A 14,408-nucleotide genomic window follows, 5' to 3' on the forward strand; every position below is an offset into this window, starting at 1 on the left:
GTGAGCTGCCCCAGAATAGCGATTACGCCGGGCGAACCCGCCGGCATTGGCCCCGAACTCTGCGCCCAACTGGCACAGCAGGCTCACCCCTGTCAGCTGGTAGCCGTGGCTGATCCGGATCTGCTGCGTCAACGCGCCGAGCTGCTGGGCCTGCCGCTGGAGATTCTGCCGTTCAACAGCAGCTCACCCGCACAGCCGGCACCGCCGGGCGCCCTCTACTGCCTGCCCGTCGACCTGGTAACAGAAAGCCTCCCCGGCAAGCTCGAAACAGCCAATGCTTCCTATGTGCTGGAAACCCTGCGCCAGGCCACCCTTGGCTGCATGTCGGGTGATTTCCAGGCACTGCTGACCGCGCCGGTGCACAAGGGCGTCATCAATGATGCCGGTATTCCCTTCAGCGGCCATACCGAATTTCTGGAAGAGATGACCGCCAGCCGCAAGGTTGTGATGATGCTGGCCACAGAGGGTCTGAAGGTGGCCCTGGCCACCACCCACCTGCCGCTGAGCGCGGTACCCGGTGCCATCACCCGCCCGTTGCTGGAAGAGGTCATTACAGTGCTGGTGCACGACCTCAAACATGCCTTTGGCATTGAGCAGCCCCGTATTCTGGTTGCAGGCCTCAACCCCCATGCCGGCGAAGGCGGGCATATGGGACGTGAAGAGATCGATACCATCACCCCAGTGATGGAGCAGTTCCGCGACCAGGGTACCAACCTGATCGGACCACTGCCGGCCGACACCCTGTTTACCGATCACCACCTCCGTGATGCCGATGCCGTTCTGGCCATGTATCATGATCAGGGACTACCGGTTCTGAAATACAAGGGGTTTGGCCGCGCCGCCAATATCACGCTGGGTCTGCCCATTATCCGCACCTCGGTTGATCACGGCACCGCGCTGGATCTGGCCGGAACCGGCCAGGCTGACGTCGGCAGTCTGCACACCGCCCTCCAGTTCGCGCTGGATATGGCCCGCCATCAAGCAGGACAGTGAACATGAGTAAAAAACCCGCCGGCCACAAGGCGCGCAAACGCTTTGGTCAGAACTTTCTGCACGATCAGGGCGTGATCGGCCGTATCATCCGCGCCATCAACCCTCAGCCCAAGCATCACCTGGTCGAAATCGGCCCGGGTCTGGGGGCGCTGACGGAAGAACTGCTGGATGCGACCAACGGACACCTGGATGCCGTGGAACTGGACCGTGATCTGATCCCGGTGCTGCGTACCCAATTTTTCCGCTATGCCGATACCTTTACCATCCACGAAGCCGATGCCCTGAAGTTCGACTTTGCCGGCCTGAAACAGGATGAGCGCCCCTTGCGCATCGTGGGCAACCTGCCCTACAACATTTCGACGCCGCTGATCTTCCATCTGCTGAGCTTTAACGGCCTGATTGAAGACATGCACTTCATGCTGCAGAAGGAAGTAGTGGACCGCCTGGCCGCTGGCCCAGGCGACAACCATTACGGCCGACTGGGGATCATGGCGCAGTATTATTGCCGTGTGGAACCTCTGTTTATTGTTCCTCCCGGCGCATTTTCGCCCGCACCCAAGGTCGATTCCGCTATCGTGAGACTGGTACCCTATGCCGAACCACCGATTCCGGCCAAGGATGTGGGCCAGTTGCAGCATGTAGTACGTACCGCATTCGGTCAGCGCCGCAAGACCCTGCGTAACAACCTCAAGCAGTTGATCAGCGCAGATGCACTGGAAGCACTTGATATTGATCCGGGCCTGCGCCCCGAGCGCCTGACACTGGCCGAATTTGTACGTATCAGCGACGCTTTAACAGACGCTGCCAACAAGACTTGATAACCGGCATTGGCCGACAGACCAACCCAGAGGATACCCGAGCACAGATGGACAGCACCGAGTTCAGCCGCAATATCGAAATCGATGTCGCCACCGCCTACTTGCCGGAGCAATCCGAGCCGGAAGCACACCGCTTCGTTTTTTCCTACCGCATTAAAATCACCAACCATAATGCGGAGAGCGTGCAACTGCTCAGCCGCAAATGGCGTATCACCGACGGCAACGAGCATGTTCAGGAAGTACAGGGTGAAGGCGTGGTTGGCGAGAAACCGGTAATTGAGCCGGGCCAGAGCTACGAGTACACCAGCGGCACCGTGCTGGCTACTGAAGTAGGCAGCATGGAAGGCAGCTATCAGATGACCACCACCGATGAGCTGGAATTTGAAGCGCCCATTTCCCCGTTCACTCTGGCACAGCCGAACGCTCTGCACTAAAAGGGTACAAGAGCGGCTTTAAAACAGCCCCGGTTGCTGAATCCGGGGCCGACCCGCCCAGTCATCAAACCCCTTCAATCCCGGTTTCTGCTGTTCCAGTTGCTGTGCCAGCCAACGGGCCAGCTCCGGTGCTTCGGCATTGCTGGGCGTATGCATGAACACGAAGGGTGTTTTACCCGCCTCAATCCATTCCAGCAGTTTGCCGATCCAGGGCTGTAGCCAGTCCGTGCCCTCCTGCCAATGCAGCGGTGTAATAAACCTCAGCATGGGGGCAGAGCCTGTCGCCAGCACCCGCAGGGGAAGGCGCGGTTTCTGCTGCAGCGCTTCACGGGTCACCGCATCCGTTTTCGGGTTGGCAAAGAGCGCCCGGGTATCAAACATGATGCGGTTTATCCCCAGGGTATGCAGCAGCACATTGAGCTGCTTTTCCGCATCACCGCCATCAAAAAAGGCAGGATGGCGCACCTCAACCGCATACCGGAATCCCGCCGGCAACTGCTGTAAAAAGTGTCCAAGCTGTGGCAAATGCTCAGGGCCGAAACGGGCCGGCAGCTGCAGACACAGCATGCCCAACTTCTGCTCCAGCGGAGCCAGCTGCACAAAGGTTTTACGCACCTCTTCTTCACAGTGCATCAGGCCAGACTGATGACTGATCGATTGCGGAAATTTGAAACAGAAGCGGAAATGCGCCGGCGTCTGCTCGCGCCAGCGCTTCACGGTCTCCTGTGCGGGCAAGCCGTAAAAAGTGGTATTGCCCTCCACCGAGCTGAAGCTGGCGGCATACTGGCTCAGCTCGGGTTGTCCTGAATCAGGCAAAATGGAGGCTTCCCAGGCCGGGTGCTTCCATTGAGGCAACCCGATGAAGTAGTCTGACGCCATGGCAACTCGTTGTTATACTGCAAGCTCGTGGACACACTTGTCCCTCATATCAAGCTGACAGGGTACTGAATCAGGATGGATTTCGCCTCTCTTCTCGGTATTATTTCTGGCATTGCCCTGATCATCAGTGCCATTTTTCTGGGCGGTAACGCCGATGTCTTCCTGAATGTACCCGGCCTGATGATTGTCGCCGGCGGTACGCTGGCCGCCACCCTGCTGACGGTGAACTTCAAGGATGTGACCAACGCCTTCAAGGCCGCCTGGATTGTGTTCACCCGCGACAACACCAACCCCCAGGAAATGATCGACACCATGCTGGAACTGAGCCGGGTTTCGCACCGCCATGGTCTGCTCAAGCTGGGGGATGTGGAAAGTGATTCACACGTGCTCAAGCGCGCCTGCAACCTGCTGGCGGAAGCCGCGTCGGAACAGGTCATCCGCAACACTCTGCAGAACGAAATCGACTCGCTGATTGCGCGCCACCACTCGGTGCAGGATGTATTCCGTAAAATGGGTGCCTACGCTCCGGCCTTCGGCATGCTCGGTACCCTGATCGGCCTGATCCAGATGCTGAGCCAGCTCTCCAACCCGGAAACCATCGGCCCCGCCATGGCAGTGGCTCTGCTGACCACCTTTTACGGCTCCCTGCTGGCCACAGTAGTATTCCTGCCCATTGCCGGCAAGCTGCATGCACGCACCCTCGCCGAAGTGACTAATCTGGAAATCATCCGAGAAGGTTGCATCAGCATCCTGACCAACGACCACTACATGCACGTGTATGAGCAGCTGGCCTCCTATCTGCCCGAAGCCCAGCGCAAACCGGTCAAGATCGGCAAGCAGCAAAAGGATACCGCGGCTGACGGTGGAGGCGCCAAGGGCAATGCAGGTAAGGCTGCTGCCGGAAAACAGCAGAAACCGGCCGGGCCACGAGGTTAGTCATGAGCAGTCGCCGCCGAGAATTGACCGATGACCAGGGTAGCCCCGGGTGGCTGATGACCTATGCCGACCTGATGACGCTGCTGCTGGTATTTTTCGTGCTGCTGTTTTCCATGTCCAACCTGGAAAAGGAGCGCTTCGCTGACGCCATGCAATCGTTCAAGACCGCCTTCCAAAATGCGGTGTCCGGCGCGCCTGACTCAATCATCCCTCTGGAAACAATGAGCCCCGGCACACCTTCGGACATCAACGATGCCATCATGCAGTCACCTCAGGAAAGTACGCCGGCGGAGAAAAATGATGCCGAGGACAGCGCTCAATCTGAAATAGCAGCCATGGAGTGGCAACAGCTGACCAGTGACCTGGAGCGTGCCTTCCAGCTGATGCAGATGGAAGATGCAGTCGAAATCGGCGCCCCCAAAGATGGCAAACTGTCGCTGCGAGTGAAAGGCGCAGCCCTGTTCAACTCGGGCTCGGCGGATTTCAACTACGCCATGCTGCCCATGCTGGACGCCCTGCTTGAGACACTCATTGTCAACCCTGGCTACAAGATGGAGATTCAGGGACACACGGACGACATCCCGATTCAAACGGCGCAATTCCCCTCCAACTGGGAGCTTTCCGCCGTGCGCGCGACAACCGTACTGCGCTACCTGATCGATTCGGGGATTAACCCCAAACGCCTTACTGCCACCGGTTACGGTGCGTCGATTCCACTGATGCCCAACATCAGCCCGGATAACCGCGCCGCCAACCGACGTATTGAATTCGTTTTGGAAAAGCGAGCCTCTCAGCCATGAAACCAAGGATTACGATACCCGACCTGCAGGATAGCGGTCGCCGGGCTTACCGCCTGGAGGTAACACCCGAGGACCCTATCCAGGTTCATATCGACGACCTTGCAATTGAGGTGCGTAACCTCTCTGCCACCGGCATGGCGTTTGTCAGCCACCAGCCCCTTGTCGATACCACTGTTGCCGCCCATATCGCCTTCACCCTGAACACACGCAGCGTCAGGATGGATTGCAACCTGAAACTGGTGCGCAAGGTTGGCCAAGTCTGGTGTGCCGACTTCGAGGGTCTAAGCCTGATGGAGCAGAAGTTATTGTCACAGTTCATCACCCAGTGTCAGGCGAGCGCTATACGAAAAGACGTACGATCGTAATAACTTCTTGACATAAGCTTCACGCATCCGTAGTATTCGCGTCATCAAGTTGATGCGGGGTGGAGCAGTCTGGTAGCTCGTCGGGCTCATAACCCGAAGGTCGTTGGTTCAAATCCAGCCCCCGCTACCAAATTCAGAGAAAGCCGATTTCGAAAGAGATCGGCTTTTTCGCTTTCTGGGCAATGGGTTACGAGCCTGGTAGCGCGTCGGGCTCAGCTCTTGATAAACCCCGGGCGAAGGTCGTTGGTTCAAATCCAGCCCCCGCTACCAAATTTTAAGAGGCAGATCAGGTACTTACCGGTCTGCCTTTTTTCGTTTTATTATTTGAAATCGCTCTGTGCCCGCAGTGTGCCCCCTCTCTATAGTTCCTTTCTGCTCCTCTGGAACTAGCATGAACTTCAGGCTTCTACACCGGCACAGTGCACAAACAGCTTCAGAAGCCTGAAGAAACACTTTTTACAGATCGCGATCTCACTACTAGGTCAAAAGCTCACTCTTCGCCCGTCTCATCTTTGAAATGAGTGACAAGGCTTTCAATCTCAAAATTGAAGTAGAAGCAGAGCTTATCCAAGTTATCTGTAACTGTACTGCTGCCTTGATGATTCAACATCTTTGATAGGGTCATCCTGTTAATTCCTGTTTCATTAGCAATCTCAGAAACAGTAACCCTCCTCTTCTCCTGGAACTCCTTCGGACGTTCAAGTCATTGTCGCAACCGATAAGTACATTGGAGAGGGATTCGACCTTCCCAGATTGGATACGCTGTTTCTCGCACTGCCCATTGCATGGAAAGGAACCTTGTCTCAGTACGCGGGCAGAAGGACCAAATCTTTTGCTAGAGCCAGCAAGGAAAACCGGCCTTCGCCAACCTGTTCATGTCCACCATGCTGGACCAGCAGTTGATCCAGTCGAATGAGGATTTCTAGATCCCGAGATCAATTTGATATGCTAATATATATAATATGACATCAGTGATTCGTTATGGCATATCAAAATGAGCTATGTAACCGAGCCGATAGTGGCGACCCTTCGCGAAGCACGGGTACGTAAAGGGTTGAGCCAACGGGAGCTGAGCGCGCGCTCGGGTGTACCACAAAGCCATATCTCGAAAATCGAGTCAGGGAGTGTTGATCTACGCGTGTCCAGTTTGATTGCACTCGCCCGTGTGCTCGACCTGGAGCTATTGGTTGCGCCTAAAAAGTCTGTTCCTGCGATACAGTCGATCATTAGAAGCAGTAGCGGTAGCGGTACTCACGTTGAAGGTGAGCAGGTGTCGCCAGCCTACCTTTTAGATGAGGAAGACGATGACTAACCTTGTGTCCACTCTGAATGTTTTGCTGCACGGCGAACCTGTCGGCACGATCACCAACGTGGGTCATGACAGAACGCTATTTGCTTTTACAGATGGCTACATCAATGATGAATCGCGACCGGTGTTAGGGCTTGGCTTTAAAGATTCGCTGGGCGGCTTGCTGACTGATTTCAAACCAACCCAAACCCGATTGCTTCCGTTTTTCTCCAATCTACTGCCAGAAGAAAGGATGCGCCACTACTTGGCAGAGCGTGCAGGCGTGAACCCGGCGCGGGAATTTTTTCTATTGTGGGCACTCGGACAAGACTTGCCAGGTGCAATCACAGTAGAGCCAGCCAATGGTGAAGCGCTCCCACCAAATTATCATAACGAGACGCAAGGTGATCCTAAACGTAAGGCACCCATGCGCTTTTCATTAGCGGGTGTGCAGTTGAAATTTTCCGCCGTGCAACAGGCAAAGGGTGGTTTAACGATCCCGGCAACAGGCCAAGGCGGCTCATGGATTGTGAAGTTGCCGTCGTCTCGATTCGAAGCTGTACCCGAAAATGAATATTCGATGATGGAATTGGCACGCATGCTGGGAATGGATGTGCCAGAGACCCAGCTGCTGCCGATTAATCAGATTGCCAATATCCCGGAAGGGATCGGACAGTTTGGTGAAAGTGCCTTTGTGATCAAGCGTTTTGATCGTGCGGATGGCCGTGCCATACATATTGAGGACTTTGCCCAGGTGTTTGGCGTATACCCTCACGACAAGTATCAAAAAGCCAGTATGCGTAACATTGCTCAGGTGCTGGGAATAGAAGGTCAAGATGAGGACATTGCCGAATTTACCCGCCGATTGGTCTTCAATACGCTGATAGGCAATGCGGATATGCACCTGAAAAATTGGTCGGTGATATACAAAGATAAGCACACAGCATCGATTGCCCCCGCGTATGACTTTGTTTCGACCGTACCCTATATCCCCGATGATAGTGCGGCCCTAAAGGTCAGCCGCAGTAAAAAGTTCAGCGACTTCACGTTAGATGAGTTATCACACTTGGCCGCGAAAGCCATGTTGCCGGAAAAGTGGGTGTTGGAAATTGCCAAGGAAACCGTTGCAGGCTTCAATGAAGTTTGGGCGAGAGAAAAAGCGCACTTGCCCCTAACCCAATCCATGATCGAGGCTATCGAGCGACACCAGCGCAACATACCAATTTGAAGGTAAGTGTGGCACGGAAGCAATATTTTGGGGAAAAGGGTGCCTCACTTTGGATGAAATCCAGCATGAGCTATGGGGTGACTATCGATCATGCAGCTTCAGGGAACAACGAAAAAAATCACGAGGACTCAAGTAAATCATGGCAGACCCGTTCGGGCATATCGATTCATTTCTAGGTAGCCCTGACCTGCCCTCGGCATTTAATCCAACCGGCTTCTATTAGGTCAAATCCAGCCCCCGCTACACAATTCAGAGAAAGCCGGTAACCGAAAGGTGCCGGCTTTTTCGCTTTCTCGGCAATGGGTTACGAGCCTGGTAGCTCGTCGGGCTCAGCTTTCGATAAACCCCGGGCGAAGGTCGTTGGGTCTGATTCAACTCTTGCTGCGAAGCTCCGCTGATGAAGGAATCAGCTTATTTGGATTTATTTTTGTGATTACGTTGACAAGGACAAGGCCGGTGCGTAGTATTCGCGCTTCAAGTTGATGCGGGGTGGAGCAGTCTGGTAGCTCGTCGGGCTCATAACCCGAAGGTCGTTGGTTCAAATCCAGCCCCCGCTACCAAATTTAGAGAAAGCCGGTAACCGAAAGGTGCCGGCTTTTTCGCTTTCTAGGCAATGGGTTACGAGCGCTGGTAGCGCGTCGGGCTCAGCTCTTGATAAACCCCGGGCGAAGGTCGTTGGTTCAAATCCAGCCCCCGCTACCAAATTTAGAGAAAGCCGGTAACCGAAAGGTGCCGGCTTTTTCGCTTTCTGGGCAATGGGTTACGAGCCTGGTAGCGCGTCGGGCTCAGCTCTTCATAACCCCAGGCGAAGGTCGTTGGTTCAAATCCAGCCCCCGCTACCAAATTTAGAGAAAGCCGATTTCGAAAGAGATCGGCTTTTTCGCTTTCTGGGCAACGGGTTACGAGCGATGGTAGCGCGTCGGGCTCAGCTCTTCATAACCCCGGGCGAAGGTCGCTGGTTCAAATCCAGCCCCCGCTACCAAATTCAGAGAAAGCCGATTTCGAAAGAGATCGGCTTTTTCGCTTTCTGGACAATGGGTTACGAGCCTGGTAGCGCGTCGGGCTCAGCTCTTCATAACCCCGGGCGAAGGTCGCTGGTTCAAATCCAGCCCCCGCTACCAAATTTAGAGAAAGCCGATTTCGAAAGAGATCGGCTTTTTCGCTTTCTGGGCAACGGGTTACGAGCTGGTAGCGCGTCGGGCTCAGCTCTTTGTAACCCCGGGCGAAGGCCGTTGGTTCAAATCCAGCCCCCGCTACCAAATTTAGAGAAAGCCGATTTCGAAAGAGATCGGCTTTTTCGCTTTCTGGGCAACGGGTCACGAGCGCTGGTAGCGCGTCGGGCTCAGCTCTTGATAAGCCCTAGATAGATAAACCTAAGGCGAAGATCGTCAGCCAGGATTCAGCCCTGCCGCTACCCTGTCGGGTTATTTATCCTTTTTCGGCTTGTCCTTGTCGTGCCCTTTACCAGGGTTATTGTCACCATGGATACTGCGGTTTTCGTGTTTATCCTTGTCAAACTTGTCTGAACGGCAGTCATCCGATTTCACGGTCACGTTTTCGCCTTCCAGTTTGATGCAGTCCTTGCTGATCTCGATGTTATCAGTTGAGACAGTGATCTCCGCCTGAGCGATGGAGAAAGGAACAAGCATAAACGTGGCGGTCAGCAGTATTTTTTTCATCATTGTTGGCATACCTGCACTTAACTTCACTCGGTTGACTAAACAGCTTGGCTGGCAGCATTACGGTTGCCAACTTCTCTCCTCAGGCTAGCAGCTCGAAGAAGCTTCGTGATAGTACAACGCAATAAATTCGTCGGCCGGCATGGGACGGTGAAACAGGAACCCCTGCCCCACATTACAGCCGATACTGTGCAGCAAGGCGCTTTGCTCGGTAGTTTCTATTCCTTCAGCTACCACCGAGAAATCGAGCTTATCCAGAAGCTGCATAACCCCCTGCAGCAGAGTAGCAGCACGCTCGTCCTGACACAGGTCGGCCACAAAATCGCGATCGATTTTAACCACGTCCAGTGGCAGGCGGCGCAGGTAGGTCAAACTGGAATACCCGGTGCCAAAGTCATCCAGCGCCAGGCTGAAACCGGTGTTACGCAAGGCCTGAAGCCGCTCAAGCACGGTATCGGCCAGGTTGATGAACGCAGTTTCCGTGATTTCCAGCTCTATGCAACCGGGGTCCAGACCAAAGCGCTTAACGGTATTGGCACACCATTCAACCAGGTCGGGCTCCTGCAGCTGCTTGGCCGACAGGTTGATGCTGATGCGTGGCAGCTGATACCCGGCGGCTGTACTTTCCTGCAGCAGGCGACAGCTGCGCGCAAACACCCAGCGATCCAGCGCCACAATAAGCCGGCTTTCTTCGGCCAGCGGGATGAACTCCGCCGGTGAAATCAGGCCCTTTTCCGGATGCTCCCAGCGCAGCAGAACTTCTGCGCCAGCTATCTGGCCATCAGGCAAGGAAACTTTTGGTTGCAAGTAGAGCTTCAGCCCCAGGTCTGCATCGGGCTGAGTGGCCAGCATCAGCTGCTGTTCCAGCATCAACCGATGCCACATGGCACTGCTGATGGCTTCATCATAAAAACGATAGCTGTCACGACCGGACTGCTTGGCGGCTGTCATGGCCGTCTGCGCCGAGGCCAGCAGCGTATCGGCATCACTGGCATCCTTGGGTGCCAGGGCAATGCCGGCCGACGGGCTCAGCCGAATAATTTCACCATCCAGCGTAACCGGCTGCTGTAGCAGCTGGATACAGCGCACGGCCTGACGGGCGATATCCGTTAGATCAGAGGAGTTGAGCTGCAATATGACAAACTCATCGCCGGTCAAACGGAACAACTGCAAGGCCGAGCCGGTCAATTCACGCAAGCGTTGACTGAGGCAGCGGATCAGCTGATCGCCTCCGCGCATGCCAAAACGATCATTGATGGGTGACAGCTGCCCCAGGTCCACACACATGAGTGCCAGAGGCTTAGTATCCTCTTCACCCAGTTCATGGTTGAGGGTCTGGATCAGTTTATGCCGGTTGCCAACGCCGGTTAACGGGTCCGTGAAGGCAAGCTGTTCAATTTCGGCTTCTTTCGCGCGCATCTCGGTCAGGTCATGCAGCACTGAAACATAGTGCGTTACCTGGCCTTCCTGCCCCCTGAGAGCACTGATCGACATCCACTGCAGGTAAACCTCACCGGACTTGCGCCGATTCCAGACCTCACCCTGCCAGCGCCCATGCTCGCTCAGCGTGGCATTCATCTGCTCGTAAAAGTCCTGCTCATGATGATTGGAGCGCAAGAAGCGTGGCGTTAGCCCTTGAACCTCTTCCGCGGTGTAGCCGGTAATCTGAGTAAACGCCGGATTCACACGCTGAATACGCGCACCGGAATCGGTCACCATAATGCCTTCGATCGTGCTGTCGAGGATACGGTCTGCCATCGCTTCCTGCGTACGCAGCGCCTGTTGCAGCCGCAGGTCCTGACCAACCCCCGTCAGGCCGGTAACACGGCCCTTTTCATCCAGGTGGGCCAGCACACGGAGGCTGACAGGGATGGAGCTTCCATCCAGTGAGCGAAACAGGATAGTGCCATTCCAACAGCCAGTGGAAAGCACTTGCGGAAAGGCTTCTTCCTGCAACAAGCGCAGGTTGTCATCATCATGAAAGTCTTTCGCATACATGGGGTTGGCATGGAAGTCATGGTCCATTCCGACTCCCAGCATGCGCCGCCCGGAGCGGTTCATGAATTCGATTCGATAATCCCGATCCAGACTGGCGATAAAGTCACCGGTCAAATCCAGAAACTGGCGTTGTCTGTTCATCTGCTTCCGTTGCACCCGTGTTATGCCGACTTGCGGCACCAGAACTGATGCGCCAGCGCATTCAACTCCGTCGCTACCGTCAAAACTTGCTGCCCCGCCCGGGAGCTTTGTTCAACCGCTCCGAGATTCCGTTCAGAAAGTGTCTGAATAGAGACAATACTACGGTCAATTTCACTTGCAACACTACTTTGCTGCTCGACCGCCGATGCGGTCTGGACGCTCATATCACTGATGCGACGAATGGCGCCCAGAATATTATCCAGCGCATGCTCGGTTTCATCACTGAGCTCGACGCAACGGTCAGCCCGTTCACGCCCCTGGTTGATGGTATCCACGGCATCACTGGCACTGGTTTGCAGCTCTTCAATCATGGCACGCACTTCACCCGTCGAGTTTTGTGTTCTCAACGACAGTGAACGTACTTCATCCGCTACGACGGCAAAACCGCGGCCCGCATCCCCTGCCCGTGAAGCCTCAATGGCGGCGTTCAACGCGAGCAGATTGGTTTGTTCTGAAATATCGTTGATGACATCCAGTACATTGGCAATATTGCGACTGTGGCCGTTTACCTGAGCAATAACCCCCTCGGCCTCGGCAATATGTGCCTGCAGGTCATGTACAGCTGATGCCGTGGCCTCCACCGTTTGCCTGCTATGTGCCACTTCACTGACCGCTTCTTCCGCCGCCTGAGAGCTGTGCTGAGCATTGGTCGCCACTTCCTGCACCGAGGCCGACATTTGGCTGATGGCGGCAGCGGACTGCTCCATTTCGATCGACTGCTGCTGCATACCGGTCTGCGACTGACTCACAGCCTCGCTCAGCATTTCGGCATCGTCTTTCAGTTGCCGGGCCGAATCATCCATGCGCCCCACCAGACCATCGCATTCGGAACTCAATTGTTTAAGCAGCAGGCGCATCTGGCCGATATCATCCTGTCGACCGGTATAGATATAACGTGCGACCGGGTCGTTCAGCTGTTGCTGACACTCTGCCACCAGGCGACGCCAGGGTGAAAGCACCAACAACATGCCTGACAGCATCAAGGCCATCACGGCAGCCCAGATCATGGGACTCTCTTCAGGGTAAAACAGGTTAAGTGCCAGCCCGGCCAGGCCTGGCACCAGCACCGATGTCAGCAGACGGCCGGTCAGGCCTATTTTGGCCAAGGGGTTGGCAGGCAGGGGCGAACGGCCTGACATCAGCCGCGGATAGACTTTCTCGGCCCGCGCCACTGCGTCACGCTCCGGGCGACGCCTGACGGATTGATATTCGCAGGTCTGCCCATCCCGCTTGATGGGCATCACAAAGGCATCCACCCAATAGTGGTCGCCATTTTTACAGCGGTTTTTGACGACTCCCATCCAGGTATGGCCGGACTTGACCCTGTCCCACAAACCGGCAAATGCGGCGGGTGGCATATCCGGGTGACGGACGATGTTGTGATTGCGTCCCAACAGCTCTTCAGTTTCAAATCCGCTGATGGCAACGAAGTCCGGGTTGACGTAGGTAACCGCTCCTTTCAGATCGGTGGTTGACAGTATGTTGGCATGCTCCGAGACGTTTTTTTCTTGTTGTGTCACCGGTTCATTGATTTTCATTACAGTCCCTTGCCAGTGGCATATAGTTCACTTTTTGTACTGCTTTTTTAAAAACATTACTCCAGTTGCCAGGCGCAGACAATAACCTTACTTAATGCAGTGATAAATTAAGTTTTGGTTAATACTTGTAACCCCAAAGCCTGGGACAAAAATGCACCACAAGACCACACGGACCGCACCAAAACAGTGCACAGAAAACCCCAAAAAACCGCTGCATTAAATTTATAACTAACTGATATTTATACATTTACAGGTTTTGGCACGGTTATGGCTTAAAGTACATCAGGGATACTCAACAGCAGCAGGTATCCTGTATTCTTCAGGCCCCACTCGGGGCCTTTTTTTATCTCGACATTCACCGAAATGGCGATTTTTACCGACACCTGCAATCCGCTATCATGCGTGGCGTGTTGAGAATTCGGAAAACCTATGGCCACCTATGTCATTGGCGACCTTCAGGGTTGCTACGATGAACTGCTGCAATTACTGGATCAGATCAGCTTCAATCAGAATGATCGGCTCTGGCTGACCGGAGACCTGGTCAACCGGGGCCCGCGCTCGCTGGAAACCCTCAGATTTGTCCACAGCCTCGGAGAACAGGCCGTCACGGTGCTGGGTAATCATGATCTGCACCTGCTCGCATTGGCCGCCGGTGTTGATCGCAAAACGCACCCCACCCTGGAGCCCATCCTGCAGGCACCTGACCGTGAAGAGCTGCTGGATTGGCTTCGACATCAGCCGCTGCTGCATGACGACAAGGCACTGGGCCATGTCATGACCCATGCAGGCATTCCGCATATCTGGTCACTCAAACAGGCACGCGCACTCAGTGCGGAACTGGAGCAGGTACTGCAAGGGCCTGACTGCTATGCTTTCCTGCATCAGATGTATGGCGATCAACCCGACTGCTGGCAAGATGACCTATCCGGCATGGACCGCTGGCGAGCCATTACCAACTACTTCACCCGCATGCGTTTTATCACCGAGTCCGGGCGACTGGAGTTCAAGGGCAACGGCGCGCCCGAGACGGCACCCGAAGGCTTTGCCCCCTGGTATCGACAGCCACGCCGCGCCCCCCTGAAACGTATTCAGCTGTTCGGGCACTGGGCGGCACTGGGATTTCATCGTGAACATCAAGTGGTTGCGCTGGACAGCGGCTGCGTCTGGGGCAATACCCTTACAGCTTATCGGCTTGAAGACGCCTGTGTTTTCACGCAAGCTTGCCAGCCCACCAAGACCGCGGGAGACTAA

The 14,408-nt window shown here is 55.1% G+C and carries 13 protein-coding genes, 2 tRNA genes and 1 pseudogene; 11 read left to right on the forward strand and 5 right to left on the reverse strand.

Going from position 1 to position 14,408, the window contains the following annotated elements:
* The 3 genes from pdxA to apaG are packed head-to-tail and all read left to right on the forward strand — an operon-like array spanning window position 1 to window position 2,245.
* Window positions 1–993 (forward strand): 4-hydroxythreonine-4-phosphate dehydrogenase PdxA, encoded by a 993-nt coding sequence (gene pdxA / locus BW956_RS04600; RefSeq protein ID WP_076461171.1) that lies wholly within the window; start codon window positions 1–3, stop codon window positions 991–993.
* A gap of 2 nt (window positions 994–995) precedes the next feature.
* On the forward strand, window positions 996–1,811 hold the full coding sequence (gene rsmA / locus BW956_RS04605) for a 16S rRNA (adenine(1518)-N(6)/adenine(1519)-N(6))-dimethyltransferase RsmA (protein WP_010322894.1): 816 nt from the start codon (window positions 996–998) through the stop codon (window positions 1,809–1,811).
* A 47-nt stretch (window positions 1,812–1,858) separates the two neighbouring features.
* Complete coding sequence (gene apaG, locus BW956_RS04610) at window positions 1,859–2,245, forward strand: Co2+/Mg2+ efflux protein ApaG (RefSeq protein ID WP_010322895.1); 387 nt, start codon at window positions 1,859–1,861, stop codon at window positions 2,243–2,245.
* Between the two features lie 18 nt (window positions 2,246–2,263).
* Here the strand turns inward: apaG and BW956_RS04615 are convergent, their stop codons facing one another.
* A complete protein-coding gene (locus BW956_RS04615) occupies window positions 2,264–3,124 on the reverse strand; it encodes a DUF72 domain-containing protein (RefSeq protein WP_076461173.1) in 861 nt (286 codons plus the stop codon).
* A 75-nt stretch (window positions 3,125–3,199) separates the two neighbouring features.
* Here BW956_RS04615 and BW956_RS04620 point away from each other — a divergent pair, with 75 nt between their 5' ends.
* From BW956_RS04620 to BW956_RS04635, 4 genes are all read left to right on the forward strand, one after another.
* Window positions 3,200–4,060: a motility protein A gene (locus tag BW956_RS04620; protein ID WP_076461175.1), complete on the forward strand. Its 861-nt coding sequence runs from the start codon at window positions 3,200–3,202 to the stop codon at window positions 4,058–4,060.
* A gap of 2 nt (window positions 4,061–4,062) precedes the next feature.
* Entirely contained in the window at window positions 4,063–4,860 is a 798-nt protein-coding gene (locus BW956_RS04625) for a flagellar motor protein MotB (protein WP_076461177.1), read from the forward strand.
* The gene (locus tag BW956_RS04630; RefSeq protein ID WP_010322899.1) at window positions 4,857–5,225 is read left to right on the forward strand and encodes a PilZ domain-containing protein; all 369 of its coding nucleotides are present in this window, start codon (window positions 4,857–4,859) and stop codon (window positions 5,223–5,225) included. The genes BW956_RS04625 and BW956_RS04630 overlap by 4 nt, the downstream gene beginning before the upstream one ends.
* Window positions 5,226–5,278: 53 nt before the next feature.
* A tRNA-Met gene (locus BW956_RS04635) sits at window positions 5,279–5,355 on the forward strand.
* Window positions 5,356–5,715: 360 nt separating this feature from the next.
* On the opposite strand, the pseudogene BW956_RS22860 reads toward BW956_RS04635, so the two are convergent.
* Window positions 5,716–5,892 (reverse strand): annotated as a pseudogene (locus tag BW956_RS22860) (helix-turn-helix domain-containing protein); the annotation flags it as partial.
* Window positions 5,893–6,219: 327 nt separating this feature from the next.
* Here BW956_RS22860 and BW956_RS04645 point away from each other — a divergent pair.
* The 3 genes from BW956_RS04645 (at window position 6,220) to BW956_RS04655 (ending at window position 8,301) form a co-directional block, all read left to right on the forward strand.
* Window positions 6,220–6,537 carry a helix-turn-helix domain-containing protein gene (locus BW956_RS04645; RefSeq protein ID WP_076461181.1) on the forward strand — a complete coding sequence of 106 codons (318 nt, stop codon included), beginning with the start codon at window positions 6,220–6,222 and terminating at the stop codon, window positions 6,535–6,537.
* The gene (locus tag BW956_RS04650) at window positions 6,530–7,741 is read left to right on the forward strand and encodes a type II toxin-antitoxin system HipA family toxin (RefSeq protein WP_076461183.1); all 1,212 of its coding nucleotides are present in this window, start codon (window positions 6,530–6,532) and stop codon (window positions 7,739–7,741) included. Before BW956_RS04645 ends, BW956_RS04650 begins: the two co-directional genes overlap by 8 nt.
* A gap of 483 nt (window positions 7,742–8,224) precedes the next feature.
* A tRNA-Met gene (locus BW956_RS04655) sits at window positions 8,225–8,301 on the forward strand.
* Between the two features lie 864 nt (window positions 8,302–9,165).
* Here BW956_RS04655 and BW956_RS04665 read toward each other — a convergent pair.
* The 3 genes from BW956_RS04665 to BW956_RS04675 all read right to left on the reverse strand — a co-directional run bounded on the left by BW956_RS04665 (window position 9,166) and on the right by BW956_RS04675 (window position 13,157).
* The gene (locus tag BW956_RS04665; protein ID WP_083702928.1) at window positions 9,166–9,423 is read right to left on the reverse strand and encodes a CG2 omega domain protein; all 258 of its coding nucleotides are present in this window, start codon (window positions 9,421–9,423) and stop codon (window positions 9,166–9,168) included.
* A gap of 84 nt (window positions 9,424–9,507) precedes the next feature.
* Window positions 9,508–11,559 (reverse strand): putative bifunctional diguanylate cyclase/phosphodiesterase, encoded by a 2,052-nt coding sequence (locus BW956_RS04670; protein WP_076461185.1) that lies wholly within the window; start codon window positions 11,557–11,559, stop codon window positions 9,508–9,510.
* 20 nt (window positions 11,560–11,579) lie between these two features.
* Window positions 11,580–13,157, reverse strand: a complete 1,578-nt coding sequence (locus BW956_RS04675) for a methyl-accepting chemotaxis protein (RefSeq protein ID WP_076461187.1) — start codon at window positions 13,155–13,157, stop codon at window positions 11,580–11,582.
* A 429-nt stretch (window positions 13,158–13,586) separates the two neighbouring features.
* On the opposite strand from BW956_RS04675, the gene BW956_RS04680 reads away from it, so the two are divergent.
* Window positions 13,587–14,408 carry a symmetrical bis(5'-nucleosyl)-tetraphosphatase gene (locus BW956_RS04680; protein ID WP_076461189.1) on the forward strand — a complete coding sequence of 274 codons (822 nt, stop codon included), beginning with the start codon at window positions 13,587–13,589 and terminating at the stop codon, window positions 14,406–14,408.

Origin of the sequence: Marinobacterium stanieri, from assembly GCF_900155945.1 — a bacterium.
Taxonomy (GTDB): Bacteria; Pseudomonadota; Gammaproteobacteria; order Pseudomonadales; family Balneatricaceae; genus Marinobacterium; species Marinobacterium stanieri.

What these genes read in the sequence shown, in the direction of transcription:
- BW956_RS04675 (WP_076461187.1), bottom strand. Translation starts at nt 13,157, where the DNA reads ATGAAAATCAATGAACCGGTGACACAACAAGAAAAAAACGTCTCGGAG.
- apaG (WP_010322895.1), top strand. Translation starts at nt 1,859, where the DNA reads ATGGACAGCACCGAGTTCAGCCGCAATATCGAAATCGATGTCGCCACC.
- BW956_RS04620 (WP_076461175.1), top strand. Translation starts at nt 3,200, where the DNA reads ATGGATTTCGCCTCTCTTCTCGGTATTATTTCTGGCATTGCCCTGATC.
- BW956_RS04630 (WP_010322899.1), top strand. Translation starts at nt 4,857, where the DNA reads ATGAAACCAAGGATTACGATACCCGACCTGCAGGATAGCGGTCGCCGG.
- BW956_RS04680 (WP_076461189.1), top strand. Translation starts at nt 13,587, where the DNA reads ATGGCCACCTATGTCATTGGCGACCTTCAGGGTTGCTACGATGAACTG.
- BW956_RS04645 (WP_076461181.1), top strand. Translation starts at nt 6,220, where the DNA reads ATGAGCTATGTAACCGAGCCGATAGTGGCGACCCTTCGCGAAGCACGG.
- BW956_RS04665 (WP_083702928.1), bottom strand. Translation starts at nt 9,423, where the DNA reads ATGATGAAAAAAATACTGCTGACCGCCACGTTTATGCTTGTTCCTTTC.
- BW956_RS04670 (WP_076461185.1), bottom strand. Translation starts at nt 11,559, where the DNA reads ATGAACAGACAACGCCAGTTTCTGGATTTGACCGGTGACTTTATCGCC.
- BW956_RS04615 (WP_076461173.1), bottom strand. Translation starts at nt 3,124, where the DNA reads ATGGCGTCAGACTACTTCATCGGGTTGCCTCAATGGAAGCACCCGGCC.
- BW956_RS04650 (WP_076461183.1), top strand. Translation starts at nt 6,530, where the DNA reads ATGACTAACCTTGTGTCCACTCTGAATGTTTTGCTGCACGGCGAACCT.
- rsmA (WP_010322894.1), top strand. Translation starts at nt 996, where the DNA reads ATGAGTAAAAAACCCGCCGGCCACAAGGCGCGCAAACGCTTTGGTCAG.
- BW956_RS04625 (WP_076461177.1), top strand. Translation starts at nt 4,063, where the DNA reads ATGAGCAGTCGCCGCCGAGAATTGACCGATGACCAGGGTAGCCCCGGG.